This window comes from Enterobacter sp. KBR-315C3_2022, from assembly GCF_041399425.1.
Lineage (GTDB): Bacteria > Pseudomonadota > Gammaproteobacteria > Enterobacterales > Enterobacteriaceae > Enterobacter.
Window position 1 is genome coordinate 12355 of record NZ_JBGKEB010000015.1, and the last position, 26176, is coordinate 38530.

23 protein-coding genes and 4 tRNA genes are annotated in these 26176 nt (G+C 60.5%); 5 read left to right on the plus strand and 22 right to left on the minus strand.

Annotated elements, in window-relative coordinates; all coding sequences use genetic code 11:
- Positions 1 to 170 precede the first annotated feature (170 nt).
- The 13 genes from AB8804_RS15850 to mltB form a co-directional block, all read right to left on the minus strand.
- A tRNA-Arg gene (locus tag AB8804_RS15850) sits at positions 171 to 247 on the minus strand.
- Positions 248 to 311: 64 nt separating this feature from the next.
- Positions 312 to 388: transfer RNA gene (locus AB8804_RS15855), tRNA-Arg, on the minus strand.
- A 64-nt stretch (positions 389 to 452) separates the two neighbouring features.
- A tRNA-Arg gene (locus AB8804_RS15860) sits at positions 453 to 529 on the minus strand.
- Between the two features lie 4 nt (positions 530 to 533).
- A tRNA-Ser gene (locus tag AB8804_RS15865) sits at positions 534 to 626 on the minus strand.
- Positions 627 to 966: 340 nt separating this feature from the next.
- Positions 967 to 1152 carry a carbon storage regulator CsrA gene (gene csrA, locus AB8804_RS15870; RefSeq protein WP_000906486.1) on the minus strand — a complete coding sequence of 62 codons (186 nt, stop codon included), beginning with the start codon at positions 1150 to 1152 and terminating at the stop codon, positions 967 to 969.
- A gap of 241 nt (positions 1153 to 1393) precedes the next feature.
- Complete coding sequence (alaS, locus tag AB8804_RS15875) at positions 1394 to 4021, minus strand: alanine--tRNA ligase (protein WP_371187801.1); 2628 nt, start codon at positions 4019 to 4021, stop codon at positions 1394 to 1396.
- A 131-nt stretch (positions 4022 to 4152) separates the two neighbouring features.
- The gene (gene recX, locus AB8804_RS15880) at positions 4153 to 4653 is read right to left on the minus strand and encodes a recombination regulator RecX (protein WP_371187803.1); all 501 of its coding nucleotides are present in this window, start codon (positions 4651 to 4653) and stop codon (positions 4153 to 4155) included.
- Positions 4654 to 4721: 68 nt separating this feature from the next.
- Positions 4722 to 5780 carry a recombinase RecA gene (gene recA, locus AB8804_RS15885; RefSeq protein WP_112009664.1) on the minus strand — a complete coding sequence of 353 codons (1059 nt, stop codon included), beginning with the start codon at positions 5778 to 5780 and terminating at the stop codon, positions 4722 to 4724.
- 89 nt (positions 5781 to 5869) lie between these two features.
- Positions 5870 to 6367, minus strand: a complete 498-nt coding sequence (gene pncC / locus AB8804_RS15890) for a nicotinamide-nucleotide amidase (protein ID WP_371187805.1) — start codon at positions 6365 to 6367, stop codon at positions 5870 to 5872.
- A 129-nt stretch (positions 6368 to 6496) separates the two neighbouring features.
- Positions 6497 to 7375, minus strand: coding sequence for a metal ABC transporter substrate-binding protein (locus AB8804_RS15895; protein ID WP_371187957.1), 879 nt, complete (start codon positions 7373 to 7375; stop codon positions 6497 to 6499).
- 14 nt (positions 7376 to 7389) lie between these two features.
- The gene (locus AB8804_RS15900; protein ID WP_371187807.1) at positions 7390 to 8250 is read right to left on the minus strand and encodes a metal ABC transporter permease; all 861 of its coding nucleotides are present in this window, start codon (positions 8248 to 8250) and stop codon (positions 7390 to 7392) included.
- Positions 8247 to 8900: a metal ABC transporter ATP-binding protein gene (locus AB8804_RS15905; RefSeq protein WP_371187809.1), complete on the minus strand. Its 654-nt coding sequence runs from the start codon at positions 8898 to 8900 to the stop codon at positions 8247 to 8249. The genes AB8804_RS15900 and AB8804_RS15905 overlap by 4 nt, the downstream gene beginning before the upstream one ends.
- 289 nt (positions 8901 to 9189) lie before the next feature.
- On the minus strand, positions 9190 to 10290 hold the full coding sequence (gene mltB, locus AB8804_RS15910) for a lytic murein transglycosylase B (protein WP_371187811.1): 1101 nt from the start codon (positions 10288 to 10290) through the stop codon (positions 9190 to 9192).
- A 186-nt stretch (positions 10291 to 10476) separates the two neighbouring features.
- Between mltB and gutQ the strand changes: the two genes are divergently transcribed.
- Positions 10477 to 11442 (plus strand): arabinose-5-phosphate isomerase GutQ, encoded by a 966-nt coding sequence (gene gutQ / locus AB8804_RS15915; protein ID WP_371187813.1) that lies wholly within the window; start codon positions 10477 to 10479, stop codon positions 11440 to 11442.
- On the opposite strand, the gene norR is transcribed toward gutQ, so the two are convergent.
- Positions 11435 to 12946, minus strand: coding sequence for a nitric oxide reductase transcriptional regulator NorR (gene norR, locus AB8804_RS15920; RefSeq protein WP_371187815.1), 1512 nt, complete (start codon positions 12944 to 12946; stop codon positions 11435 to 11437). The two genes, gutQ and norR, sit on opposite strands and share 8 nt — an antisense overlap.
- A 187-nt stretch (positions 12947 to 13133) precedes the next feature.
- Here norR and norV point away from each other — a divergent pair, with 187 nt between their 5' ends.
- Positions 13134 to 14576, plus strand: a complete 1443-nt coding sequence (gene norV, locus AB8804_RS15925) for an anaerobic nitric oxide reductase flavorubredoxin (RefSeq protein WP_371187817.1) — start codon at positions 13134 to 13136, stop codon at positions 14574 to 14576.
- Positions 14573 to 15706: an NADH:flavorubredoxin reductase NorW gene (norW, locus tag AB8804_RS15930; RefSeq protein ID WP_371187819.1), complete on the plus strand. Its 1134-nt coding sequence runs from the start codon at positions 14573 to 14575 to the stop codon at positions 15704 to 15706. The genes norV and norW overlap by 4 nt, the downstream gene beginning before the upstream one ends.
- Positions 15707 to 15795: 89 nt before the next feature.
- Here norW and AB8804_RS15935 read toward each other — a convergent pair whose 3' ends face one another.
- The 4 genes from AB8804_RS15935 to AB8804_RS15950 all read right to left on the minus strand — a co-directional run bounded on the left by AB8804_RS15935 (position 15796) and on the right by AB8804_RS15950 (position 20741).
- Positions 15796 to 16818 carry a HoxN/HupN/NixA family nickel/cobalt transporter gene (locus AB8804_RS15935; protein ID WP_371187821.1) on the minus strand — a complete coding sequence of 341 codons (1023 nt, stop codon included), beginning with the start codon at positions 16816 to 16818 and terminating at the stop codon, positions 15796 to 15798.
- 1 nt (position 16819) lies between these two features.
- Positions 16820 to 19042: a carbamoyltransferase HypF gene (gene hypF / locus AB8804_RS15940; RefSeq protein ID WP_371187959.1), complete on the minus strand. Its 2223-nt coding sequence runs from the start codon at positions 19040 to 19042 to the stop codon at positions 16820 to 16822.
- A gap of 6 nt (positions 19043 to 19048) precedes the next feature.
- A complete protein-coding gene (gene hydN, locus AB8804_RS15945; RefSeq protein WP_371187823.1) occupies positions 19049 to 19594 on the minus strand; it encodes an electron transport protein HydN in 546 nt (181 codons plus the stop codon).
- Positions 19595 to 19727: 133 nt separating this feature from the next.
- The gene (locus AB8804_RS15950) at positions 19728 to 20741 is read right to left on the minus strand and encodes a LacI family DNA-binding transcriptional regulator (protein ID WP_371187825.1); all 1014 of its coding nucleotides are present in this window, start codon (positions 20739 to 20741) and stop codon (positions 19728 to 19730) included.
- A 214-nt stretch (positions 20742 to 20955) separates the two neighbouring features.
- On the opposite strand from AB8804_RS15950, the gene ascF reads away from it, so the two are divergent.
- Complete coding sequence (ascF, locus tag AB8804_RS15955) at positions 20956 to 22377, plus strand: PTS cellobiose/arbutin/salicin transporter subunit IIBC (RefSeq protein WP_371187827.1); 1422 nt, start codon at positions 20956 to 20958, stop codon at positions 22375 to 22377.
- A 16-nt stretch (positions 22378 to 22393) separates the two neighbouring features.
- Complete coding sequence (locus AB8804_RS15960; protein ID WP_371187829.1) at positions 22394 to 23818, plus strand: 6-phospho-beta-glucosidase; 1425 nt, start codon at positions 22394 to 22396, stop codon at positions 23816 to 23818.
- A 92-nt stretch (positions 23819 to 23910) separates the two neighbouring features.
- On the opposite strand, the gene hycI is transcribed toward AB8804_RS15960, so the two are convergent.
- Genes hycI through AB8804_RS15980 form a run of 4 tightly spaced genes read right to left on the minus strand, consistent with a single transcriptional unit; the run spans position 23911 to position 26105 of the window.
- The gene (hycI, locus tag AB8804_RS15965; RefSeq protein ID WP_371187831.1) at positions 23911 to 24396 is read right to left on the minus strand and encodes a hydrogenase maturation peptidase HycI; all 486 of its coding nucleotides are present in this window, start codon (positions 24394 to 24396) and stop codon (positions 23911 to 23913) included.
- Positions 24389 to 24799, minus strand: coding sequence for a formate hydrogenlyase maturation HycH family protein (locus tag AB8804_RS15970; protein ID WP_371187833.1), 411 nt, complete (start codon positions 24797 to 24799; stop codon positions 24389 to 24391). The genes hycI and AB8804_RS15970 overlap by 8 nt, the downstream gene beginning before the upstream one ends.
- Complete coding sequence (locus tag AB8804_RS15975; protein WP_276851643.1) at positions 24796 to 25563, minus strand: NADH-quinone oxidoreductase subunit B family protein; 768 nt, start codon at positions 25561 to 25563, stop codon at positions 24796 to 24798. The genes AB8804_RS15970 and AB8804_RS15975 overlap by 4 nt, the downstream gene beginning before the upstream one ends.
- The gene (locus AB8804_RS15980) at positions 25563 to 26105 is read right to left on the minus strand and encodes a formate hydrogenlyase complex iron-sulfur subunit (protein WP_371187835.1); all 543 of its coding nucleotides are present in this window, start codon (positions 26103 to 26105) and stop codon (positions 25563 to 25565) included. Before AB8804_RS15980 ends, AB8804_RS15975 begins: the two co-directional genes overlap by 1 nt.
- Positions 26106 to 26176: the final 71 nt, after the last annotated feature.

Below are 26176 nucleotides of genomic sequence, written 5' to 3' on the forward strand. Positions count from 1 at the left end.
AACGGAACGTCGAAGGAATAAACAAAGAGGGAGAATATGGTGCATCCGGGAGGATTACTCGGCTTACGCCTCGCCCTGCGGGCCGTTGCTGAAGCAACGTTATCCTCCCTGGTGCTCGCGATTGACTCGCAGACCTTGAAACAACAGCATCGCTGTTATCTCGGAGAATATGGTGCATCCGGGAGGATTCGAACCTCCGACCGCTCGGTTCGTAGCCGAGTACTCTATCCAGCTGAGCTACGGATGCATCGGGATTTACTACTGTACTACTCGATATTCATATCACTTCTAAAGCAATTTGAAGTAATAGATGGTGCATCCGGGAGGATTCGAACCTCCGACCGCTCGGTTCGTAGCCGAGTACTCTATCCAGCTGAGCTACGGATGCATCGAGATTTACTACTGTACTACTCGATATTCATATCACTTCTAAAGCAATATGAAGTAATAGATGGTGCATCCGGGAGGATTCGAACCTCCGACCGCTCGGTTCGTAGCCGAGTACTCTATCCAGCTGAGCTACGGATGCAAAATGGCGGTGAGGCGGGGATTCGAACCCCGGATGCAGCTTTTGACCGCATACTCCCTTAGCAGGGGAGCGCCTTCAGCCTCTCGGCCACCTCACCACACAACGCCTCTTTCAAGTGCTTCGAGTAACTCGTTAAGAGCTTCTCGTCGCTGCGTGGCGCATATATTACTTTCTGGGACTTATAAGTCAAACAATTTTCCAAAAGCTTTTACCGTTTGCACAAATCACACGCAATTAGCATGTAAAAGCCACAAAGAGGGTGTTTTATAAGCGGATTTTACCGGCTTACAGCGCGTTTTAGTGAAGCCGTTCAAAGGATGTGGGGCGTGTTGAGGCAACGAGAAAGATGAAAATTTGAGCGGTTGAAATCGAAAGGTAACGTTAAGAGAGAAAAATGGGGAGAGTTGCGTCTCGCCCGACAGCGAGACGCGACAATATCAGTAACTGGACTGCTGGGATTTTTCAGCCTGGATACGCTGGTAGATCTCTTCACGGTGGACAGATACTTCTTTAGGGGCGTTAACACCAATACGAACCTGGTTACCCTTTACCCCTAAAACTGTCACGGTGACCTCATCCCCAATCATGAGGGTCTCACCAACTCGACGAGTCAGAATCAGCATTCTTTGCTCCTTGAAAGATTAAAAGAGTCGGGTCTCTTGTATCCCGGCATTATCCATCATATAACGCCAAAAAGTAAGCGATGACAAACACGTAATGTGTAAGCAGTCACGGCATCACATTCTGTTAAACGTAAGTTTAGCCGATATACACAAACTCAACCTGACTTTATCGTTATCGATAGCGCAGTGAACAAGACGCCATAACGTTGCCGCTATGGCGTCTGTTTGTGCTTTTTAGTTATTACAGTTTCGCACTCACCCAGCTTTCAACGCTGGCTAATGCTGCTGGAAGCGCCGCCGCATCCGTACCGCCGGCTTGCGCCATGTCAGGACGACCGCCACCTTTGCCACCCACCTGCTGGGCGACCATACCGATCAGTTCCCCTGCTTTAACACGGTCGGTCACATCCTTAGAGACCCCCGCAATCAGAGAAACCTTACCTTCTGCCACCGTCGCCAGTACGATAACCGTCGAACCTAACTGGTTCTTCAGATCGTCGACCATAGTGCGAAGCATTTTAGGCTCAACGCTGGCCAGGTCGCTGACCAGCAGTTTGACGCCTTTAATTTCTACCGCTTTGCTGGAGAGGCTTGCGCTCTCCTGCGCCGCGGCCTGTTCTTTCAGCTGCTGCAGCTCTTTTTCCAGCTGACGAGTACGATCCAGCGCAACGCGCACTTTCTCGCCCAGGTTCTGGCTATCGCCTTTCAGCAGCTGTGCAATATCGTGCAGCTGATCGCTCTGCGCGTGCAGGCTGGCAATTGCGCCTTCACCGGTCACCGCCTCGATACGACGCACGCCCGCTGCCGTTCCTGATTCGGAAACGATGCGGAACAGGCCGATATCACCGGTGCGGGAGGCGTGAGTACCGCCACACAGTTCGGTGGAGAAATCACCCATGCTCAGCACGCGAACGCGCTCGTCATACTTCTCGCCAAACAGCGCCATCGCGCCTTTTTTCTTCGCGTCCTCGAGATCCATAACATGGGTTTCGATTGGCAGGTTGCGGCGGATCTGCGCGTTCACCAGGTCTTCAACCGCACGGATTTCGGACGGTTTCATCGCCTCAAAGTGCGAGAAGTCGAAACGCAACACTTTGTCGTTAACCAGAGAACCTTTCTGCGCAACGTGGGTACCCAGCACGTCGCGAAGCGCGGCGTGCATCAGGTGCGTTGCAGAGTGGTTCAAACGAATACGCGCGCGGCGAGCTTCATCAACGTTAGCCTGAACGCCCTCGCCCACTTTCAGCGAGCCGGATGCCAGCTTGCCGAGGTGGCCAATGGCCTGGCCGTATTTCTGCGTATCGGTAACCGCAAAGCTAAAGCCGTTGCCTTTCAGCTCGCCTTTATCGCCAACCTGACCGCCGGATTCAGCGTAGAATGGCGTTTTGTCCAGAATGACCACCGCATCCTGACCCGCGCTGATGCTGTCCACGGATTTACCGTCAACAAACAGAGCGGTCACTTTGCCGGTCAGCTCCAGCGCGTCATAGCCTTTAAATTCAGAGGCGCCGTCAACGCGGATCATCGCGTTGTAGTCGGCACCAAAGCCGCTGGATTCGCGCGCGCGACGGCGCTGCTCTTCCATCGCCGCTTCGAAGCCCGCTTCATCAACTTTGATGTCGCGTTCACGACAAACGTCTGCCGTCAGGTCAACCGGGAAGCCGTAGGTGTCGTACAGGCGGAACGCGGTTTCGCCGTCCAGCGTGTCGCCCTTGAGCTTCGCCAGCTCTTCGTCCAGCAGAGCCAGTCCGCGCTCCAGCGTGCGGGCAAACTGTTCTTCTTCAGTTTTCAGAACCTGCTCAACCTGCGCCTGCTGGCGTTTCAGCTCATCACCGGCAGCGCCCATTACGCCAATCAGCGGCGCAACAAGCTTATAGAAGAAGGTATCCTTCGCGCCCAGCATGTTGCCGTGACGGATCGCGCGACGAATGATACGACGCAGCACGTAGCCGCGGTTTTCATTCGATGGGATCACGCCGTCGGCAATCAGGAACGCACAGGAACGAATGTGGTCGGCGATAACGCGCAGCGATTTGTTGCTTAGATCGGTCGCACCGGTCACGTCGGCAACGGCCTTGATCAGCGTGCTGAACAGGTCGATTTCATAGTTGGAGTTAACGTGCTGCAGAACCGCCGCAATACGTTCCAGACCCATGCCGGTATCGACGGACGGTTTTGGCAGCGGCTCCATGGTGCCGTCGGCCTGACGGTTAAACTGCATGAAGACGATGTTCCAGATCTCGATATAGCGATCGCCATCTTCTTCCGCACTGCCTGGAGGGCCGCCCCAAATGTGGTCGCCGTGATCGTAGAAGATCTCGGTGCACGGGCCGCACGGACCGGTATCGCCCATCTGCCAGAAGTTGTCAGACGCATACGGCGCGCCCTTATTATCGCCGATGCGGATAATACGCTCGCGCGGAATGCCGACTTCTTTTTCCCAGATCTCATAGGCTTCGTCATCGGTTTCATAGACGGTAACCCACAGACGCTCTTTCGGCAGGTTGAACCAGTTTTCACCGGTCAGCAGTTCCCACGCGTACTGGATTGCATCGTGTTTGAAGTAGTCGCCGAAGCTGAAGTTGCCCAGCATTTCGAAGAAAGTATGGTGACGCGCGGTGTAGCCGACGTTTTCCAGATCGTTATGTTTACCGCCCGCACGCACGCAACGCTGTGAGGTTGTGGCGCGGGAATAATTACGCTTGTCGAGACCAAGGAAAACATCCTTGAACTGGTTCATCCCGGCGTTGGTAAACAGTAAAGTCGGGTCGTTATTCGGTACCAGGGAGCTGCTGGCAACAACCTGGTGTCCCTTACTATGGAAAAAATCGAGAAACGCCTGACGGATCTCAGCGGTGCTCTTGCTCATAATTATCCTGGAATCAAGCTAACGAAATGTCGTAGCAAGCCTGTATCTGTAAACAGTTGGACAGACCAGCTACTGGAAAAAGTGGGAATAAGATAAGTTTTCTTTAAAGGGAAGTAAAATCCCGCATGCGTTCAATCGGTAAAATTACGCCAGATATCCTGAATATCTTCCATGAGAAAGCCGCGATAGAGCAAAAAGCGCTGGATTTTGACTTTTTCTGAAAATTCACGCGCCAGCGGCTCACCGTACTTACGTACCGCCTGCTCGCGCGCCAGCTCGCACCAGTCGATTTCGCATTCGCGCATCGCTTTTTCAATGGACTCACGGGCAACGCCCTTCTGGTTCAGCTCCTGTCGGATGCGGGCGGGGCCATAGCCTTTGCGGCCGCGGCTGGCCAGAAACCGACCGGCGAAGCGGTCATCATCCAGGTAGCGCTGCTCGTAGCACCAGGCGATGACGCGATCGTAATCTTCAGCCGTGGCATCGATTTCTTCCGGTCCGTTCTTGCTCATCACGGGAGCCGAGAGCTTACGCCGCAGCTCTTGCTCGCTGTGGTCGCGCACCGCCAGAATGCGTACCGCGCGATCCAATAATCGGGCATAGGCGGGGCGACGGGATGTCGGTTCACTCATAAAAAACCTGCAGATTCAGAAATGCAAAAAGGGCCGCATCAGCAGCCCTTCATCTTTACACGAGAGACTTAAAAGTCTTCGTTTGTTTCTTCAGCATCCGCAGCATCAACCACGAAATCCGGTTTGGAGTCCTGGTTGCTCAACAGGAGCTCGCGCACTTTCTTCTCAATCTCTTTTGCAGCAGCCGGGTTATCTTTCAGCCAGGAAATGGCGTTCGCTTTACCCTGACCGATCTTGTCGCCGTTGTAGCTGTACCAGGCACCCGCTTTTTCAATCAGCTTCTCTTTCACGCCCAGGTCAACCAGCTCGCCGTAGAAGTTGATGCCTTCGCCGTAGAGGATCTGGAACTCAGCCTGTTTGAACGGCGCAGCGATTTTGTTCTTCACAACCTTCACGCGGGTCTCGCTGCCCACCACGTTTTCGCCCTCTTTCACCGCACCGATACGGCGAATATCCAGACGAACAGACGCATAGAACTTCAGCGCGTTACCACCGGTGGTGGTTTCCGGGTTACCGAACATCACGCCAATTTTCATACGGATCTGGTTGATGAAGATCAGCAGCGTGTTGGACTGCTTCAGGTTACCCGCCAGCTTACGCATGGCCTGGCTCATCATACGTGCCGCGAGGCCCATGTGAGAGTCACCGATTTCACCTTCGATTTCCGCTTTTGGCGTCAGCGCGGCAACGGAGTCGACCACGATCACGTCGACCGCACCGGAGCGTGCCAGCGCGTCACAAATTTCCAGCGCCTGCTCGCCGGTGTCCGGCTGGGAACACAGCAGGTTATCGATATCAACGCCCAGTTTACGGGCATAGACAGGGTCAAGCGCATGCTCGGCATCGATAAACGCACAGGTTTTACCTTCGCGCTGTGCCGCCGCAACGACCTGCAGCGTCAGCGTCGTTTTACCTGAGGATTCCGGTCCGTAGATTTCTACGATACGGCCCATCGGTAAACCGCCCGCGCCGAGAGCGATATCCAGAGAAAGCGAACCAGTGGAGATAGTTTCCACATCCATGGAACGGTCTTCACCCAGGCGCATGATGGAGCCTTTACCGAATTGCTTTTCGATCTGGCCCAGTGCTGCCGCCAACGCTTTCTGTTTGTTTTCGTCGATAGCCATTATTACTCCTGTCATGCCGGGAGAAGCGGCTGCGCTTCACCGTGGATTTCTGTTCTGTTGGTGCAATTATACTGTATGGTCATACAGTATCAAGTATTTTGTAGAAATTGTTGCCAGAGCGTTTTCAACGCATATTCCGTTGCCTGACGGCGTACGCTTTCACGATCGCCGCTAAAGCATTCGCGGCGGGTAATCCCTTCCCCTTTTGCGGTGGCGAAACCAAACCAGACGGTACCAACCGGCTTCACGTCGCTGCCGCCGTCAGGCCCCGCGATGCCGCTAATGGAAATGGCATAGTCCGCGCGCGCCTCTTTGAGGGCGCCAATCGCCATTTCGATCACTACCGGTTCGCTGACCGCGCCGTGCTGCTCAAGCGTGGCTTCGCGCACGCCAATCATCTGCGCCTTAGCCTCGTTACTGTAGGTCACAAAGCCGCGTTCAAACCAGGCGGAACTGCCCGCGATATCCGTGATTACTTTGGCAACCCAGCCGCCAGTGCAGGACTCCGCGGTGGTGACGGTCGCGCCACGCTGCTTTAGCGCCAGCCCAACGACCTCGCTCAGTTGCATCAATTCATGGTCAGTCATTCTCGCTCCAGGCTTGGGAAAAACGTGCAGCACAAGATAGCACTTTCTGGTGAGATATGGGGATGAGGTTACGGTTTTACGAGGGGGATTCAGAAAAAAGCCGATGCGCGCGCACCGGCTCTGGAAAGGCTATTTCATGCTGTCCGCGAGGACAGTGACGTTGTGGCGAAACGCCTTCACGTAGGTATCCGCCACGCCGCCTTTCGCGGATAACGCTTCGGGATACAGTTCACCTCCCGGCTGCGCTCCCGTCGCGCTGGCGATTTGTTTCACCAGACGCGGATCGAGCTGGTTTTCCATAAACCAGGTTTTCACCCCGTCGGCCTTAATCTGGTTGATAATTTCAGCCACCTGCGCCGCATTCGCCTCGCTCTCTGAGGATAGCCCCTGCGGTGCCATAAACGTTACACCATACGCGCGGCTGAAATAGCCGAAAGCATCGTGGCTGGTCAGCACCTTGCGCTTCTCCTGCGGGATCTGGCTGAAGCGCGTTTTGGCCCAGCTATCCAGCCCGGTCAGCGAAGCAATATACGGCTTGCCGGTGGCCTCAAGGGCGGCTTTATCTGCGGGGTCGGCTTTTATCAGCCCCTGCAGAATGTTTTGTGCATAAATGGCCCCGTTGGCCGCGCTGTTCCAGGCGTGAGGATCGGTAACGGTTTTTCCGTCTTCTTCGAGGGTATGCGTTTTGACGCCTTCAGACGCCACCACGAGCTGGCCCTTAAAGCCGGAGGCCTTAACCAGGCGGTCAAGCCACCCTTCCAGCCCCAGACCGTTCACCACCACCACGTCAGCCTTGCTCAGTGCGGCGCTGTCCTTCGGCGACGGCTCAAACGTGTGCGGATCGCCATCCGGCCCCACCAGCGTGACCACTTTCACATGTTCACCGCCCACCTCCTGCGCGATGTCGCCCAGTATGGAAAAGCTGGACACCACGTTAAGCGTTTTCGCCATCGCCCCGTGCGATATCATCCCCAGCGCAAGCGCCAGCATTAACCCAGTACGTTTCATCATTTCCCCTTGCGTTAAATACGCGCGCGCAGGCTGCCAGCCAGCCTGCTCCGCGAGCCGAATAAAATGGAAAAAAGGAACAGCGCGCTGGCGGTAAGCACGATGGACGGCCCGGCGGGTAAACTCACCGCCCAGGAGAGGCTCAGCCCCAGCCACGCGCAAAAAATACCGCTGATACCCGCCAGCATGAGCAGGCCGGGCAACGTGCGCGCCCAGCACCGCGCCGCCACAGCGGGAAGCATCATCAGACCCACCGCCATCAGCGTGCCCAGCACCTGAAAACCGGCAACCAGGTTAAGCACCAGCAGCGCAAGAAACAGCGCGTGCAGCGCCCCGGGCAGCCAGCAGGCATTGACCTGTAGCCAGGCGGTATCAAACGCCTCGGTCACCAGCCCGCGGTAGAAAACGGCCAACGTGATGATGGTGAAAATAGACACGCCCGCCACAAACAGCGCGGCGTCTTTGTCTACGGCCAGAATAGAGCCAAACAGAAGATGCAGCAGATCGACGTTCGAGCCGCGCAGCGACACCAGCGTCACCCCCAGCGCCAGCGATCCCAGGTATAAACCGGCAAAGCTGGCGTCTTCTTTTAGCGGCGTCCGGCGGCTAACCAGCCCGGCCACCAGCGCAACGGTAATACCAGCAATGAACCCGCCGACGCTCATCGCCATCAGCGACATGCCGCTTAGCAGGTACCCCGCCGCCACGCCGGGTAAAATGGCGTGGGAGAGCGCATCGCCCATCAGGCTCATCCGCCGTAGCAGGAGAAATACGCCCAGCGCGGTCGTGCTGACGGACAGCGCCAGGCACACCACCAGCGCGCGGCGCATAAAGCCGTAATCGATAAACGGCTCAAAAAAGAGATGCCAGATCATGCCACCCTCACCCGTTCCGTTTTCCAGCACGGGCTATCCGCGTCCAGCCGCAGGGTCTGCGGGAAATGCCGCGATACGCGTTCGCTGTCGTGAAGGACCGCAAGCAGCGTCTGCCCCTGCATGTACATCTCAAGCATGAGCGCCATCAGCGCGTTGCAGGTCGCCTCATCCACGCCGGTAAACGGTTCGTCCAGCATGACGAGCGGGGCCTCCTGTACCAGCACGCGCGCGAAAAGCATGCGCTGGAACTGGCCGCCCGAAAGCGCGTCGATCGTCACCTGCGCCATCTGCTCAAGCCCAACGCGCTCGAGGGCGCGGGCCACGCGCAGGCGCGCGTCGCGGCGCAGGCCCGACAGAAGCGAAACCCGGGGCCAGCACCCCATGCTCACCGCGTCCTGAACGGTAATGGGGAAGTTCGTCTCCAGCGCATGGCGCTGCGCCAGCCAGCCGATAACCGGGCGTTTACCCTGCCAGCGAAAGCTGCCGCTCACGGGAGGAATAAAACCGGCAAGCGTTTTCAGCAGCGTGGATTTTCCGCACCCGTTGGCCCCGACGATAGCGGTCATGCTCCCGGGTTCAATCACGCCCGAAAGAGGACGCGTCACGGCCTGATGTTCGTAACCGGCCGTCAGCTCGTTCATCACAATCATGGCAACAGCACCGCCCAGCGCACGGCCAGCGCGAGCAACACGATAAGCGCCAGCGTGAGCGAAAGCCGGACCGGCGCGGAAAGGGAAAAGAGGGACGTTGGCATATTGATACCGTTAAATATGTTATAACATAACAATAAACGGTGGCAGCTCAGATGTAAACGGACGACGCGAAAGGGAGTGTGGCGAAATGTTTCTGCAAATGTCCCTCTCCCGCAGGAGAGAGCATCAGCCGCACGATAGTGCCGGGTAGCGGCGTTCCCCTACCCGGCCTGACCGTCGGAGCGACTTACTGACTGAACGGCGACGCCGCCGGGACGCGCGCCTGGGACACCGCGAGCCCAAGCTGCCACACCGCCATGGCGTAGTGGGTGCTGTGGTTATATCGGGTAATGGTGTAGAAGTTCGGCATTCCGTACCAGTACTGATAGCCGGTCCCGACGTCCAGACGCAGCAGGCTCACCTGGTCGACGTTGCCCAGCGGCTGCGTTGGCGTTAAGCCCGCCGCCGTCAGTTGCGAAACGCTGTATTTGGTTTTAAACCCGTTATCCAGCCCGAACGCCTCGCCGTTGGCCTGCACCGCAACCTGCCCGCCCGGGGTCCAGCCGTGTGCCTTAAAGTAGTTGGCGACGCTGCCGATGGCATCCTCAGGGTCCCAAAGGTTGATGTGACCATCGCCATTGAAATCAACGGCATATTGCTTATAGGACGACGGCATAAACTGGCCGTAGCCCATCGCACCGGCAAACGAGCCCTTCAGATCGAGCGGATCGTCCTGCTCGTCGCGCGCCATCAGCAGGAAGGTCTCCAGCTCGGACGAGAAGTATTCAGCGCGGCGCGGATAGTTAAACGACAGCGTCGCCAGCGCGTCGAGAATGCGGGTTTTGCCCATCACGCGGCCCCAGCGCGTCTCCACGCCGATAATGCCGACGATGATTTCCGGCGGCACGCCGTAGACCTGCCACGCGCGGTTCAGGGCATCTTCATACTGATTCCAGAACGCCACGCCGTTCTGCACGTTGTCCGGGGTAATAAACTGCTTGCGATAGCGCAGCCATGCGCCGTTTGGCCCGGTTGGCACCTGCGCCGTCGGCGCCTGCCTGTCCATCAGGCGCAGGACGTAGTCCAGACGTTTCGCCTGGGACAAAATTTCATGCAGCTGCTGGCGGTCAAAGCCATGCTTGCTGACCATCTTATCGATGAACTGCTCGGCGGCCGGATTGTTCGCGAAATCGCCGCCCATCTGCATCACGTTGTGCTGCGGCTCCAGCAGAAAGCCCCCAGAGGGCGCGCCAGCCGTTTGCTGGGCAGCTTCGGTTTTCGGTTTGCTACTACAGGCAGAAAGCAGAATCAGCGCGGGTAACAACGCTGCATAACGACGCTTGAGCATGTGACATCCATTTAACGAATCGATAAGTGCCAATTATGGTAAAGCATCCCCAACACCACAAGGAAGCGGTTATGTGGCCGTAAGCAAAATCTTTCACCTTTAACCATGATCGCCAGAAGGGTATGCATTACTATTAACGCCCCCGCTGCTGAGCCGGGGACAGGACGATCGAAACCGGAGAGAAAAATGAGTGATTTTCTGTTAAACGCAGGCCGTCAAACCCTGATGCTGGAGCTGCAGGAGGCGAGCCGCCTGCCCGAGCGCCTGGGTGAGGATTTTGTCCGCGCGGCAAACACCATTATCCAGTGCGAGGGTAAAGTGATTGTGGCGGGCATCGGTAAATCCGGCCATATCGGCAAAAAGATTGCCGCCACGCTGGCCAGCACCGGCACGCCAGCGTTCTTCGTTCATCCGGCCGAAGCGCTGCACGGCGATCTGGGGATGATCGAAAGCCGCGACGTGCTGCTGTTCATCTCCTACTCCGGTTCGGCGAAAGAATTGGATCTCATCATTCCGCGCCTGCAGGAAAAATCGGTCGCCCTGCTGGCGATGACCGGCAAGTCCCGCTCGCCGCTGGCGCTGGCCGCGAAGGCCGTGCTGGATATCTCCGTTGAGCGCGAGGCCTGCCCGATGCACCTGGCGCCCACCTCCAGCACCGTCAATACGCTGATGATGGGCGACGCGCTGGCGATGGCGGTAATGCAGGCGCGCGGCTTCAACGAAGAGGATTTTGCCCGTTCGCATCCGGCGGGAGCGCTCGGCGCGCGCCTGCTCAACAAGGTGCATCACCTGATGCGCACCGACGACGCCATCCCGCAGGTCAAGCTTGAGACCAGCGTGATGGACGCAATGCTGGAACTGAGCCGCACCGGGCTGGGGCTGGTGGCCGTATGCGACAGCGACAGCTTCGTGAAAGGAGTCTTTACCGACGGCGACCTGCGCCGCTGGCTGGTGGGCGGCGGCAGGCTGGAATCAGAGGTTGCAAAAGCGATGACCCACGGTGGCCTGACGCTAAACGCCGACAGCCGCGCCATCGAGGCCAAAGAGGTGCTGATGAAGCGCAAAATCACCGCCGCGCCGGTGGTCGACGAAAATGGCAGGCTGTGCGGCGCCATTAACCTGCAGGATTTCTACCAGGCCGGCATTATTTAAGGCCCAGACGCTTCGCCAGCCGGTGCAGGTTGGCGACGTCCATCTCCAGCGCCCGCGCGCACGCCGCCCAGCTGCGGTTGTTTTGCTCAAGCGCCCGGGCGATCCTCTGGCGCTGAAATGCTTCCGTCGCCTCGCGCAGGTTCTCGCGCGCAATCTCGGGCGCCTCAGGGGTGACGACCGTCACGCCTTCGTCATGCAGGGCAAAATGGCCAGCGTGGATCACCACCTCGTCGCCCGAACGCGTCGCCCGCGCCAGCACCACCGCGCGGTGAATGGCGTGCTCAAGCTCGCGCACGTTGCCCGGCCAGCCGTAGCTCAGCAGGTGTGCTCGCGCGCCGGGGCTCAGCACCACGCGGGACAGCCCCATTTTCAGCCGACACTGCTCGCAGAAATACCCCGCCAGCAGCACCACGTCTTCACCGCGCTCGCGCAGCGGCGGCACGGAGAGGGGGAACACGCTCAGGCGATGGAACAGATCGGCGCGAAACGCCCCGGCCAGCACCGCCTCGCGCAGGTCGCGGTTGGTGGCCGCCAGCACGCGCACGTCAACGCGCAAGCTGCGGTCGTCGCCGACGCGCTGAATATCGCCGTACTGCAGCACGCGCAGCAGCTTGGCCTGTAACGACAGGGAAAGTTCGCCGATTTCATCGAGGAACAGCGTGCCGTTGTCCGCCATCTCAAACTTGCCGCTGCGGTTGCTGATGGCCCCGGTAAACGCCCCCTTCACGTGGCCGAACAGCTCGCTCTCCGCCACGCTTTCCGGCAGCGCGGCGCAGTTAAGATAGACCAGCGGGTTCACCGCGCGCGGCGAGGCCTCGTGGATGGCTTTCGCCACCAGCTCTTTCCCGGTCCCGGTTTCGCCGAAAATCAGCACGTTAAGATCGGACGCCGCCACAATCTCGATCTCTTTCTTAAGCTGCACCATGCCCGGCGACAGGCCGATCATCTCCGTGTGCGCGACCTGCTCAAACGCCGCCGGGCTGCCCGGCAGAATGTTCTGGCTCTCCAGCTGTTCAATCAGCAGCGCGTTGTTGAGCGCCCCGGAGGCCAGGGCGGCGATCAGCCGAAGCTCTTCGTCGCTGAAGGTGTCGAACTGGTCAGGGGACATGCCGTCCAGCGTCAGCGCGCCAATCAGGTTTTGTCCGGCAAACAGCGGCAGGCCGATGCAGGCGTGAACCTTCAGGCTTTCCTGACCGGGAATAAGGCCGTCATACGGGTCGGGCAGCGAGCTGTCCGCCGGGAAGCGCACCACGTCACCGGCGCGGGCGATGGTCACGAGGCGCGGGTGGCCTTCGAGCGTAAAGCGCCGCCCCAGCACGTCCTGCGCCAGCCCGTCGATCGCCAGCGGAATAAACTGCCGCCCCTCGTAGCGCAGCAGCGCCGAGGCGTCGCAGCCCAGCACGTGGCGCAGCGTGGAGATCAGCCGCTGAAAACGATCCGGGTGGCCGATACCGGTTTGCAATTCAATGGCGATCTTCGCCAGCACGTCTACGGAAAAGCTCATCTGCGCCTCGCTGTCATTTTGACAATGCATCATGTCATATTGACAATAAAACACATAGTCATAATGACTAATCATTTCGGATAATAAAAATTAAAAACCTTTAAAATCAATAAAATAAAAGTTGGCACGCAACTTGATATAGCTAACCCATCTTTTTTGAACATGCGATATTAACGCTGAGGTTGCTATGTCTATTCTGGTTAAAAATAACATTCATTGGGTTGGTCAACGCGACTGGGAAGTGCGTGATTTCCACGGGACGGAATACAAAACGCTGCGCGGCAGCAGCTATAACAGCTATCTCATTCGCGAAGGCAAAAACGTGCTGATCGATACCGTCGATCACAAATTCAGCCGCGAGTTCGTGCAGAACCTGCGCGGCGAAATCGACCTGAACGACATCGACTACATCATCATCAACCACGCGGAAGAGGACCACGCCGGGGCGCTGACCGAGCTGATGTCCCACATTCCGGACACGCCAATCTACTGCACCACCAACGCCATCGATTCCATCAACGGCCATCACCACCATCCGGAGTGGAACTTCCACACCGTGAAAACCGGCGACGCGCTGGATATCGGCAACGGCAAGCAGCTGATCTTCGTTGAAACGCCGATGCTCCACTGGCCGGACAGCATGATGACCTACATGACCGGCGACGCGGTGCTGTTCAGCAACGACGCCTTCGGCCAGCACTACTGCGACGAGCGCCTGTTTAACGACGAAGTGGACCAGACCGAGCTGTTCGAGCAGTGCCAGCGCTACTACGCCAACATCCTGACGCCGTTCAGCCGCCTGGTGACGCCGAAAATCACCGAGATCCTCGGCTTCAACCTGCCGGTGGATATGATTGCCACCTCCCACGGCGTGGTGTGGCGCGAAAACCCAACCCAGATCGTCGAGCTGTACCTGAAGTGGGCGGCGGACTATCAGGAAGACCGCATCACCATTTTCTACGACACCATGTCCAACAACACCCGCATGATGGCGGACGCGATTGCTCAGGGCATTAACGAAGTCGACCCGAACGTGGCGGTGAAAATCTTCAACGTGGCGCGCAGCGATAAAAACGAGATCCTGACCAACGTCTTCCGCTCCAAGGGGGTGCTGGTGGGCACCTCCACGATGAACAACGTGATGATGCCGAAAATTGCCGGGCTGGTGGAGGAGATGACCGGCCTGCGCTTTCGCAACAAGCGCGCCAGCGCCTTTGGCTCCCACGGCTGGAGCGGCGGCGCGGTTGACCGCCTCTCCACGCGTTTACAGGATGCCGGCTTTGAGATGTCGATGAGCCTGAAGGCAAAATGGCGTCCGGATATCGACGCGCTGGAAATCTGCCGCCAGCACGGGCGTGACGTTGCGCGTCAGTGGGCGCTTGCACCGCTTCCTGAAGCTTCAGCAAAAACCGTCGAACAGCCGCCAGCCTGTGCCGCAGCAGCCAGCGCCGATCTCGGCCCGCGCATGCAGTGCAGCGTCTGCCAGTGGATTTACGACCCGGAACTGGGCGAGCCGCTGCAGGACGTCGCTCCGGGCACGCCGTGGAGCGAGGTGCCGGACAACTTCCTCTGCCCGGAATGTTCCCTCGGCAAAGACGTTTTTGACGAACTGGCGACGGAGGCAAAATGAGCAACGGGATCGTTATCATCGGCTCGGGCTTTGCCGCCCGCCAGCTGGTGAAAAATATCCGCAAGCAGGACGCGAGCGTGCCGCTGACGGTGATCGCCGCCGACAGCATGGACGAGTACAACAAGCCGGATTTGAGCCACGTGATGAGCCAGAACCTGCGCGCCGAAGACCTCACCCGCCAGACGGCGGGGGAGTTCGCCGAGCAGTTTAACCTGCGCCTGTTCCCCTACACCCGGATTACCGACATCGACGCCGCTGCCCGCGTGGTGAAAGCCAAAGATCGGACGTGGCAGTACGACAGGCTGGTGCTGGCAACGGGGGCAACCGCCTTCGTGCCGCCGGTTGAGGGCCGCGAGCTGATGATCACGCTCAACAGCCAGCAGGAGTACCAGGCCAGCGAAACCGTGCTCCGCGACGCGCGGCGGGTGATGATTGTCGGCGGCGGCCTGATTGGCACCGAGCTGGCGATGGACTTCTGCCGGGCGGGAAAATCGGTCACTCTCGTCGACCACGCGGCCAGCATACTCTCGGCGCTGATGCCCGCAGAAGTAAGCAGTCGCTTACAGCATCGCCTGACCGATATGGGCGTGCACCTGTTGCTGAAATCGCAGCTTCAGGGGCTGGTGAAAACCGAGGGCGGCATTCGCGCGACGCTCGACCGCAGCCGCAGCGTGGAGGTCGACGTGGTGGTCGCCGCCACCGGGTTACGCCCGGAAACCGCGCTGGCGCATCGTGCCGGAGCGGAAACGCACCGCGGCGTGAAGGTCGACAGCTGCCTGCAAACCACCCAGCCGGATATTTACGCCCTGGGCGACTGCGCGGAAATCAACGGCCAGGTTCTGCCGTTCCTGCAGCCCATTCAGCTCAGTGCGATGTATCTGGCGAAAAACCTGCTCGGCGGCAGCGCGCCGCTGAAGCTCCCCGCCATGCTGGTGAAGGTGAAAACGCCGGAGCTGCCGCTGCACCTCGCGGGCGAAACGCAGCGACAGGATCTCAGCTGGCAAATCGCCGTTGAACCACAGGGAATGGTGGCGCGCGGCGTCGATGAAAGCGGCCAGCTGCGCGCCTTTGTAGTGAGCGAAGAGCGGATGAAGGAGGCGTTCGCGCTGCTGAAACTGTTACCTGCTTAACCCTCGCATTGCCGGGTGGCGCTTCGCTTACCCGGCCTACTTAAAAGCTTAACCCTCGTACTGCCGGGCAACAAAAAGGGCTGCGAGGTTCAGGAGCGCACCACCAGCGCGTCGTAACCGCGCCAGCGGTAGTTGACCATCGAGATCAGCCAGCAGGCGACGAACAGCCCCACCACCACAAACCCGGCGTTGCCGAGGTTGTCATTCACCCCCGCCACCGCGTCCCACAGCCCGCCGCTGAGGCCAAATTTATCCATCAGCAGCCCCAGCGCTTCCAGCCCGCCGATAAACAGCGCCACCACCACCGAGGTGCCGGTGATCGTCATGTTGTAGTAAAGCTTGCGCTGCGGCTTGTTGAACGCCCAGCCGTACGCGCCCACCATCAGCAGGTTGTCGAGCGTGTCCACCAGCGCCATGCCGCTGGCGAAAAGCGCCGGGAAGACCATGATCGACCAGATCGACATGCCGTGAGAGGCGCTGGCGGCAGAAATGCCGAGCACGCCAATTTCCGTCGCGGTGTCAAAGCCCAGGCCAAACAGGAAGCCGACGAGGTACATCTGCCAGCTTTTGTTCACCAGGCGGAAGGTCTTGCCAAACAGCCAGCTCATCGCCCCGCCCTGCGCCGCGGGGACGACCGCATCGCTGACCTCGCGCCCGTTTTTCAGCGCCTGGAAGCTGCGCCAGACGCCGCGCAAAATCACCATGTTGACCAGCGCCATCGCCAGCAGGAAGGTGGCGGAAACGGCCGTGCCAATCAGGCTACCCGTCTCATGGAACCACGCCATGTTTTTCTGAAACGCCGTGGCGGTCGCCGCGATGGCAATCGACGCCAGCACCACGATGGTGGAGTGGCCGAGCGAGAACCAGGCCCCCACGCCTGAAGGGCGCTTGCCCTGCTGCATCATCTTGCGCGTGACGGTATCAATCGCCGCAATGTGGTCGGCATCCACCGCGTGGCGCAGCCCGTAGCCCCAGGCCAGCAGGCTTGCCGCCATCAGCGCCGTGCTGCCGCTGAAGCTATGCCATGCCCATCCCCAGGCCAGCAGGTTAGCCATGATGAGCGCCAGCAGCAGCGCCGCCGCGCGAGGTTCATTGCGTAGAAGTCGTAACATTTTAAGTCCTTTGTGAACATGTCCGGGCAGCGGCAACAACGGCCTGTCCGAACGAGATTGCCCCGTCGCCTGAAGGCAGGCGATGAGGAAAAAGAAGCGTGAAGTCAGAAAGATAGTGGCGCAGGCGCGCGCGCAGCAGGCGGTTGTGCAGCACGCCGCCGCTCAGGCAGATTGTCGAAAGCGACAGGCGGCGGGCATGACGCGCGGCTAATTCCGCCAGCCCTTTTGCCAGCGCGTCGTGAAACGCCCACGCGCGCTCGCTGGGCCCGGCCTGCCAGTTCAGCCACTGCTGCCAGAAAAGCGCGAGGTTTTCCACCGCCAGCGTGACCGGATGTTCTACGCCCGCGCAGCGCGCCGCCAGCGCTTCAAGACGACAGGCCGCCTCGCCTTCGTAGCTCTGCCTTTCAGGCGCGATGCCCAGCGCGCAGGCCACCGCGTCGAAAAGCCGACCGCAGGAAGAGGCCAGCGGCGCGTTGATCCCGCGGGCTATCGCCCTCTCAAGCAGCGCCCAGCCCTGCTGGCGCACCGCGCATGTTTCGGGGCGCTGCTGCCAGTCCGGCACAAACGCCAGGCAGTGGGCGAGCAGGCTGCGCCAGGGCTGCATAGCGGCCAGATCGCCGCCCGGCAGCGCCACGGCGGGCAGCCCGCCCAGGCGCTCGCACTCGAGGTAATTGACCCGCAGGCACTCGCCGCCCCACAGCGCGCAGTTCTCGCCCATGCCGATCCCGTCCAGCGTCAGGGCGATGGCGTCGCCTGCATCCAGCGCCCAGCCGTTTTCGGCCAGGCACGCCGCCGCGTGGGCGTGGTGGTGCAGCACCGTCTCAACGGGCAGCCCCTGCTCCTCCGCCCATTTCCGCGCGCGATAGCCCGGGTGCGCATCGCACACCGCGCGCTCGGCGTTGAACGCGTAGATCTGCTGCATCACCGACAGCGCCGAGCGCCACTGGGCCTCGACGCCTTCGTCGCTCAGATCGCCAAAGTGCTGGCTCAATACCGCCTGGCTCCCGCGCACCAGGCAGAAGGTATTTTTCATCTCGCTGCCGGTGCAGAGCATGGCGGGAATATTGTCGAAACCGGCGGGCAGCGCGAGGGCATCCGGCACGAAGCCGCGCGCCCGGCGCAGCACCGCGCCGTCGCGATCGACAACCGAATCATCCATTCTTTGCAGGATGTCGCGGTTGTGCAGCAGAAAGCCGTCGGCAACATCCCCCAGCGCGTCCAGCGCCTGCTGATTGGTGACGGCGGGCGGCCTGCCGCTCAGGTTGCCGGAGGTCATCACCAGCGGGCGGGCGCAGTCGGTCAGCAGAAGGTGCTGCAGCGGAGTGGCGGGCAGCATAACGCCCACGGCGTCCAGCCCCGGGGCAATCGCCTCCGGCAGCGCGGGCAGCCACGCTTTGGGTGTTAAAACGATGGGAGCCGCGGGCGATTGCAGCAGCGCCTGCACCGGCGCGGGCAGGCCGTCCGCCTGGCCGATCATCACTGCCAGCGGCTTGCCGGGCCGCCGCTTGCGCGCCCGCAGCGTCGCCACCGCCTGCGGGTTTTGCGCGTCGCAGGCCAGGTGGAAGCCGCCCAGCCCCTTAATCGCGACGATGCCGCCGCGCTTTAGCATCTCGACCGCTTCTCGCAGGCCGGCGTCGCGCGCGGCGCGCGCGTCTCCCGCACGCCACTCAAGCTCGGGCCCGCACGTCGGGCAGGCCACCGGCTGCGCGTGAAAGCGCCTGTCGGCAGGGTTAAGGTACTCGGCTTCACACGGCGCGCAGAGCGGAAACCGCGCCATCGACGTGGCCGGACGGTCATAGGGCATGGCGCGGATGATGGTAAAGCGCGGGCCGCAGTGGGTGCAGTTGATGAACGGATAGCGGTAGCGGCGCTCGCCGGGGTCGGTCATTTCGGCCAGGCACGCCGGGCAGGTGGCGGCGTCCGGCACGATCTGCGTGTCCATCGCCCCGCCCGCGCTGTGGCGGATGGTGAAAACTTCGGGCGCGGACGCCCACGCAAACGGCTGCGCGTCAACGTTGTCGATGCGCGCCAGCGGCGGGCATTCCTGCTGCAATCCGGCGGTGAAGGCCGCTCCATCGCCGACCAGACGCACCAGCACGCCCTCGCCGTCGTTGCAGACGTCTCCCGCCAGGTTAAGCCGATGCGCCAGCTGCCAGACGAAGGGCCGGAAGCCCACGCCCTGCACCTTGCCGCGCACCCGCAGCTGCACGCCGCTGCTGCTCATCATCGGTCAGAAAAGCAGGGATGATGAGGTGTCGAACGCCGCGCGGCGGCGCTTCTCGGCGCTCATCTGCTCGAGCTTGTCGCGATCCACGCAGACCAGCGCGTGCGTCGGGCAGGCTTCCATGCAGGCCGGGCCAGCCTCGCGCTGGTAGCAGAGGTCGCATTTGTTGGCCTCGGCCTTCTCGGCGCGCACGCTCAGCCCCATGCCGCTGTTGCGCACCACGGGACGAACCACCACCTCCATCGCGCCGTACGGGCAGGCCACCACGCAGGTTTTGCAGCCAATGCAGCGCTCCTGCATGACGTGGACAAAGCCCTTTTCGCGCTTGATCGCCCCGTTCGGGCAGACGTTGGCGCACGGCGCATCTTCACACTGGCGGCAGATGGCCGCCGTTGAAATATTCACGCCCTTAATGACGTGAATGCGCGGCAGGAACGATTCGGGGGTCAGCGAGGCGCAGTCCTGCTCCGCCTGATGGGATACAACGCACGCCACTTCACAGGTACGGCAGCCAATGCACTTACTGGCATCGGCCATCATAAAACGGTTCATCTGCTTCTCCAGCATAACTATCATGCGCGAAGCTATTCATAAACCATGCCAGTTTTTAGCGTGTTGATTTTATTGAAATTTAAAAAGAAAGCGGCACTGTCATCGTCAGAAGTGACGATGACAGATGTCGACGTCAGCGGTGCGGCCCGTCGGTGACGGAGTCGCGCAGGCGCAGCTCGCCGGGGAAGGACTGCTGATAGTTGAACTCGCCGCCGTCCAGCATAAAGATCAGGCGGCTGACGGTCTCCTTGATCATTTCCGTTACCGGAATGCGCACGCTCGACAGGGATGGCGTGAGGTAAGGCGCGATCGCCACGTCGTCAAAACCGATTACGGACACCGCGTCCGGCATGGCTTTACCGCACTCGTGCAGCCGCTTCATGGCGCCAATCGCCATGTCGTCATTGCTGGCCACCAGCGCGGTAAACGCCTCGCCGCGCGCGACCAGCCCGGAGACGGCCTCCGCGCCGCTGGCCGGGGTCCAGCTTCCCTGCGCCACCAGCGCTTCGCGCAGCGGAATACCGTGCTGCGCCAGCGCCGCTTTGTAGCCGGACAGGCGCTCAACGCCGGTCGGAGAACCCAGCGAGCCGGTGATAAAGGCGATATCACGGTGCCCTTTTTCAATAAGCTGCTCCACCGCCTGCTGGCACGAGGCCTTATGATCGGACCAGACGCAGTGGCTGCTGTTTTTGCGCAGGCGGCGGTTGAGCACCATAATCGGCTGCTCGTATTTTTCGACGATGTCGTCCAGTTCGTCCACGCTCAGAAAGCGCGGATAGACGATCACCGCGTCGCAGCGCATATCGAGCAGATACTGTATCGCCTCGCGCTCTTCGGCGGCGCTGTGCTTGCCGTCCGCCAGAATCAGCTGCCGCCCCTTCTCTTCCGTCATCCGCGCGGCGTGGAACAGCAGTTCGCTAAAGTAGACGCCATGATACAGGGTGTTCGTCACCACCAGCCCGAGCGTCTGGGTGCGTTTGGTCGCCAGGTTTCGCGCCAGCAGATTAGGCCGATACCCGCTCTGTTCGATCGCCTGAAAAACCCGGTCTTTGGTGTCCTGGCTGACGTAGCCGTTGCCCGACAGCACCCGCGAGACCGTCGCTTTCGACACGCCTGCTCGCTTTGCCACTTCCAGCATCGTGGTCATGTTGTTATTCCTTTGAAACTGATTAGGCGCAGTGTACTGCACCGCAGAAAAATTGTCCCAGCGGCAATCACGCGCGCGCATTGGAGCCTGGTGATCTGCATCACGAAACAAAAAAATGCCTAAAAAGCGATCTTGTTTGATTAAAGGAAACTCATGATGATTATGTGAAACCGGTTTCCTACATTTTCTCATAACGACAACAGGACCACCTCCGATGGCCAAAAACTATACCGCGCTGGCGACCGACGTCATCAGCGCGCTGGGCGGCAAAGAGAACATCGTCGCCGTCACCCACTGCATGACGCGCCTGCGCTTCGTCCTGAAGGATGAAAGCCTCACCGACGCGGCGCGCCTGAAAAGCATCAGCGGCGTGCTCGGCGTGGTGCGTAACGACAACCAGTGCCAGGTGATTATCGGCAACACCGTTTCTCAGGCCTATCGCGACGTGGTGAGCCAGCTGCCCACGGACCTGCAGCCCGCCGTCCCGGAAGGCCCGCAGAAGCTCACGCTGCGCCGGATCGGCGCGGGTATTCTCGACGCGCTGATCGGCACCATGTCGCCGCTGATCCCGGCGATCATCGGTGGCTCGATGGTCAAGCTGCTGGCGATGATCCTCGAAATGACCGGCGTGCTGGAGAAAGGCGCGCCGACGCTGACCATCCTGACGGTGATTGGCGACGGGGCGTTCTTCTTCCTGCCGCTGATGGTGGCCGCGTCCGCGGCGGTGAAGTTCAAAACCAATATGTCGCTGGCGATAGCCATCGCGGGCGTGCTGGTCCATCCGAGCTTTATCGAGCTGATGGCAAAGGCCGCGCAGGGCGAGCACGTTGAGTTCGCCTTTATTCCGGTGACGGCGGTGAAATACACCTACACCGTTATTCCGGCGCTGGTGATGACCTGGTGCCTGTCGTACATCGAACGCTGGGTCGATCGCATTACCCCGGCGGTGACGAAAAACTTCCTCAAGCCAATGCTGATCGTGCTGATCGCCGCCCCGCTCGCCATCGTGCTGATCGGGCCGCTGGGGATCTGGATCGGCAGCGCCATCTCCGCGCTGGTGTACACCATTCACGGCTATCTCGGCTGGCTCTCCGTGGCGATTATGGGCGCGCTGTGGCCGCTGCTGGTGATGACCGGGATGCACCGCGTCTTTACGCCTACCATTATTCAAACCATTGCCGAAACGGGCAAAGAGGGCATGGTGATGCCGTCGGAAATCGGCGCGAACCTGTCGCTTGGCGGCTCGTCGCTGGCGGTGGCGTGGAAAACCAAAAACCCGGAGCTGCGCCAGACGGCGCTGGCGGCCGCGGCTTCGGCCATCATGGCCGGGATCTCCGAACCGGCGCTGTACGGCGTGGCCGTGCGCCTGAAGCGTCCGCTCATTGCGAGCCTGATCAGCGGCTTTATCTGCGGCGCGGTGGCCGGCATGGCGGGCCTTGCCAGCCACTCGATGGCGGCGCCGGGGCTGTTCACCAGCGTGCAGTTCTTCGATCCGGCCAACCCGATGACCATCGTCTGGGTATTCGGCGTGATGGGGCTGGCGGTGGTGCTGTCGTTTGTTCTGACGCTGCTGTTAGGCTTTGAGGATATCCCGGTCGAAGACGAAGCGGAAAAGGCCCGCGCGGCACAAGCATAAATTTTACGAGGTAGACATGTCAGTTTTTCCACAAGGATTTTTATGGGGCGGCGCGCTTGCCGCCAACCAGAGTGAAGGGGCCTACCGCGAGGGCGGCAAAGGGCTGACGACGGTCGATATGATCCCCCACGGCGCGAACCGCCTGGCGGTAAAGCTCGGCAAGGAAAAGCGCTTTGCGCTGCGCGACGACGAGTTTTACCCGAGCCACGAGGCAATCGATTTTTACCATCGCTACAAAGAGGACATCGCCCTGATGGCCGAGATGGGCTTTACGGTGTTCCGCACCTCGATTGCCTGGAGCCGCCTCTATCCGAACGGCGACGAGCCGCTGCCGAACCAGGAGGGGATCGCCTTCTACCGCGCGGTGTTTGAAGAGTGCAAAAAGTACGGCATCGAGCCGCTGGTGACCCTGTGCCACTTCGACGTGCCGATGCATCTGGTCACCGAGTACGGCTCGTGGCGCAGCCGCAGAATGGTCGATTTCTTCGCCCGCTACGCGCGCACCTGCTTCGAGGAATTTAACGGGCTGGTGAAGTACTGGCTGACCTTCAACGAAATCAACATCATGCTGCACAGCCCGTTCTCCGGCGCCGGGCTGGTGTTTGAGGAAGGCGAAAACGAAGATCAGGTGAAATACCAGGCCGCGCACCACGAGCTGGTGGCGAGCGCGCTGGCGACCAAAATCGCCCACGAGGTGAACCCGGATAATCAGGTCGGCTGCATGCTGGCGGGCGGAAACTTCTACCCGTACTCCTGCAAGCCGGAAGACGTGTGGATGGCGCTGGAGAAAGACCGCGAGAACCTGTTTTTCATCGACGTGCAGGCGCGCGGCCGCTATCCGGCCTATTCCGCTCGGGTGTTCCGCGACAAGGGCGTCACCATCATCAAAGATCCGGGCGACGACGAGCTGCTAAAGAACACCGTCGACTTTGTCTCGTTTAGCTATTACGCCTCGCGCTGCGCGTCGGCGGACATGAACGCGGGCAACACCAGCGCGGCGAACATCGTGAAGTCCCTGCGCAACCCGCATATTCAGGTCAGCGAATGGGGCTGGGGCATCGACCCGCTGGGCCTGCGCATCACCATGAACATGATGTACGACCGCTACCAGAAGCCGCTGTTCCTGGTGGAGAACGGCCTCGGGGCGAAGGACGTCATTGATGAAAACGGCGAGATTAACGACGACTACCGCATCAGCTACCTGCGCGAGCATATCCGCGCGATGGGCGACGCGATTGAGGACGGCGTGCCGCTGCTGGGCTACACCACCTGGGGCTGCATTGACCTGGTGGCCGCCTCAACGGGCGAGATGAGCAAGCGCTACGGGTTTGTCCACGTAGACCGCGACGATACCGGAAACGGCACGCTGAGCCGCAAGCGCAAGAAATCGTTCGGGTGGTATAAGAAGGTGATTGCGAGTAATGGGGCGGATCTGGAGTAGTTTTCCCCTCACCCTAACCCTCTCCCCAGAGGGGAGAGGGAACTGTTCGGTGCGGTTTTCAACATCTCCCCTCTTGAGGTTCGGTGCGGTTTTCACCCTCTCCCCTCCGGGGAGAGGGCCGGGGTGAGGGGCTGAAAACCTCCGTCCCCAACCCACCCCGCAAGCCGTGAATAAACCTCTTCCACCGCCGCTTTTACCGGCGGCGTCATCGGGTAATAAAACCCAACGATGTCCGGTTGAATGCCCAAAAACAGCACTTCGCCCACGTCGTCCTTAATCTGATCGACAAGGTAGTTCAGCGGCATATTGTGGGTGGTCATCATAAACATCTCGGCGATGTCGTCCGGATCGATCAGGCGGATCTCACCGGGGTTTAGCCCCATATCGGTGGCATCGACGATCAGCAGCCTGTCCGGGCGCAGCTCGCGGATCGCCACCACGTCGTTTTCCGGCGCGCTGCCGCCGTCAATCACCACCCAGCTGCCCTGCGGGCTGGCGGCGCACATCTCCGCCAGCAGCGGGCCCGCGCCGTCGTCGCCCATCATGCTGTTGCCCACGCACAGTAAAACGTCAGTCACGTAATCTCCTCACCATCAGATAGATGGCGCTCTCCTGATGAATATCGTGCAGCATGCTAAGCAGCGTTTTGCTCCACGCCTGCTGCTGCGGAGTTTGCCTGCCGAGCGCCGCGTCGAAGGCGTTGGCGAGCATCGCGATGTGGTTAGCGTCGATAACGATTTCACCGTACTTCGGCACGCCCTCCATCTTGCGCCGCGCGGTGCTGCCCTCCTCCAGCGTGGCGATCCACGCCAGATAGTCAGGCCACGGGCAGCTCAGCGCCGCCTCCAGACAGTCGATCACCCCGAGGTGGTGCCCAATCGCCAGGCTGTAATAGACCACCTGCTGCGCCGCATCCGGCGTGGCGTCGTTCTCATCAATAAACTTTCGGCTCAGCTGGCTGAACACCACCGTCTCACTCATCGGATGCGCGCCTCGTCGACGATGCTGTTCAGGTTCGCCACGATCTCATTCAGACGCGGATCGTTCTCCGCCTCCAGCCAGCGCGCCACCTGATGGTCGCCCTGGCTCAGCAGGCGCAGATAGTCGTCGGCGATCTGACGACCGTAACGATACCCCGCCAGCCGACGCGCCGTGCGGTCAACCTTCACGCGCAGCGGCTGCACCATGTCCGGATGCAGGATCGCGGCGGGCTGGTTGTCCAGCTCGCCCGGCTCGCGGGCGTGGATTTTCTGCTCCAGCAGCCCGAGCGCCATCGCGAAGCCGTACAGCGTCGCGGCGGGCGTCGGCGGGCAGCCGGGGATGTAGACGTCCACCGGCACGATTTTGTCGGTCCCGCCCCACACGCAGTACAGGTCGTGGAAGATGCCGCCGCTGTTGCCGCAGGCTCCGTACGAGATGCAGATTTTAGGATCGGGCGCAGACTGCCAGGCGCGCAGCGCGGGCGAGCGCATGGCGCGAGTCACGGCGCCGGTAAACAGCAGGATGTCCGCATGGCGCGGTGACGGCACCACTTTGATCCCGAAGCGTTCGGCGTCGAACAGCGGCGACAGCGTGGCGAAGATCTCAATCTCGCAGCCGTTGCAGCCGCCGCAGTCCACGCGGTAGACGTAGGCCGAGCGTTTGATTTTTTTCAGCAGCGACGCCTTCATGCTGGCGATGGATTCGTCCACCGTCATCGGCACCGGTATGCCGTTATCGTCGCGCGGACCGAGCAGGTTTTCCATCAGATGGCCTCCCTCATGTGGCGGGTGATATCAATGCGGTCGGACGGCAGCAGGCACTTCTGACGCTTGCACTCCGGGCAGGTTTCAAAGCTTTCGCGGTGATGCTCCGCCCGAACGTCGCCGTTGTGCTGCAGCAGCGCGATGGCGTAGTCGATCTCTTTCTGCACCGCGAACGGGCGTTCGCACACGCGGCAGTTGCACAGCGCGAAGCGCGACTGCTGGAGAAAGTCCTCTTTCTTCCACACCGCCAGCTCGTACTCCTGCGATAGCCGTATGGCGACCGTCGGGCAGACCTCCTCGCAGCGGCCGCAGAAGATGCAGCGCCCGAGGTTGAACTGCCACGCCAGCTCGCCGCCTTTCAGATCGGTTTCCACCGTGAGCGCGTTGGACGGACAGGCGTTGACGCAGGCCGCGCAGCCGATGCACTGCTGCGGGTTGTGCTCCGGCTTGCCGCGAAAGTTTTTATCGACCGGCATCGGCTCCAGCGGATAGCTGCTGGTCTGTACGCCGGTTTTGATCGCTTTTTTGATAAAGGTAAACATGTTTGCTCCTGCTTTCGTGCGGTTTTCTGACCCTCACCCTAGCCCTCTCCCTGAAAGGGAGAGGGAACCGT

Excerpts from the sequence above, each read along its gene's own strand:
- csrA (WP_000906486.1), bottom strand. The coding sequence starts at position 1,152 with ATGCTGATTCTGACTCGTCGAGTTGGTGAGACCCTCATGATTGGGGAT.
- alaS (WP_371187801.1), bottom strand. The coding sequence starts at position 4,021 with ATGAGCAAGAGCACCGCTGAGATCCGTCAGGCGTTTCTCGATTTTTTC.
- recX (WP_371187803.1), bottom strand. The coding sequence starts at position 4,653 with ATGAGTGAACCGACATCCCGTCGCCCCGCCTATGCCCGATTATTGGAT.
- recA (WP_112009664.1), bottom strand. The coding sequence starts at position 5,780 with ATGGCTATCGACGAAAACAAACAGAAAGCGTTGGCGGCAGCACTGGGC.
- pncC (WP_371187805.1), bottom strand. The coding sequence starts at position 6,367 with ATGACTGACCATGAATTGATGCAACTGAGCGAGGTCGTTGGGCTGGCG.
- AB8804_RS15895 (WP_371187957.1), bottom strand. The coding sequence starts at position 7,375 with ATGAAACGTACTGGGTTAATGCTGGCGCTTGCGCTGGGGATGATATCG.
- AB8804_RS15900 (WP_371187807.1), bottom strand. The coding sequence starts at position 8,250 with ATGATCTGGCATCTCTTTTTTGAGCCGTTTATCGATTACGGCTTTATG.
- AB8804_RS15905 (WP_371187809.1), bottom strand. The coding sequence starts at position 8,900 with ATGATTGTGATGAACGAGCTGACGGCCGGTTACGAACATCAGGCCGTG.
- mltB (WP_371187811.1), bottom strand. The coding sequence starts at position 10,290 with ATGCTCAAGCGTCGTTATGCAGCGTTGTTACCCGCGCTGATTCTGCTT.
- gutQ (WP_371187813.1), top strand. The coding sequence starts at position 10,477 with ATGAGTGATTTTCTGTTAAACGCAGGCCGTCAAACCCTGATGCTGGAG.
- norR (WP_371187815.1), bottom strand. The coding sequence starts at position 12,946 with ATGAGCTTTTCCGTAGACGTGCTGGCGAAGATCGCCATTGAATTGCAA.
- norV (WP_371187817.1), top strand. The coding sequence starts at position 13,134 with ATGTCTATTCTGGTTAAAAATAACATTCATTGGGTTGGTCAACGCGAC.
- norW (WP_371187819.1), top strand. The coding sequence starts at position 14,573 with ATGAGCAACGGGATCGTTATCATCGGCTCGGGCTTTGCCGCCCGCCAG.
- AB8804_RS15935 (WP_371187821.1), bottom strand. The coding sequence starts at position 16,818 with ATGTTACGACTTCTACGCAATGAACCTCGCGCGGCGGCGCTGCTGCTG.
- hypF (WP_371187959.1), bottom strand. The coding sequence starts at position 19,042 with ATGAGCAGCAGCGGCGTGCAGCTGCGGGTGCGCGGCAAGGTGCAGGGC.
- hydN (WP_371187823.1), bottom strand. The coding sequence starts at position 19,594 with ATGAACCGTTTTATGATGGCCGATGCCAGTAAGTGCATTGGCTGCCGT.
- AB8804_RS15950 (WP_371187825.1), bottom strand. The coding sequence starts at position 20,741 with ATGACCACGATGCTGGAAGTGGCAAAGCGAGCAGGCGTGTCGAAAGCG.
- ascF (WP_371187827.1), top strand. The coding sequence starts at position 20,956 with ATGGCCAAAAACTATACCGCGCTGGCGACCGACGTCATCAGCGCGCTG.
- AB8804_RS15960 (WP_371187829.1), top strand. The coding sequence starts at position 22,394 with ATGTCAGTTTTTCCACAAGGATTTTTATGGGGCGGCGCGCTTGCCGCC.
- AB8804_RS15970 (WP_371187833.1), bottom strand. The coding sequence starts at position 24,799 with ATGAGTGAGACGGTGGTGTTCAGCCAGCTGAGCCGAAAGTTTATTGAT.
- AB8804_RS15975 (WP_276851643.1), bottom strand. The coding sequence starts at position 25,563 with ATGGAAAACCTGCTCGGTCCGCGCGACGATAACGGCATACCGGTGCCG.
- AB8804_RS15980 (WP_371187835.1), bottom strand. The coding sequence starts at position 26,105 with ATGTTTACCTTTATCAAAAAAGCGATCAAAACCGGCGTACAGACCAGC.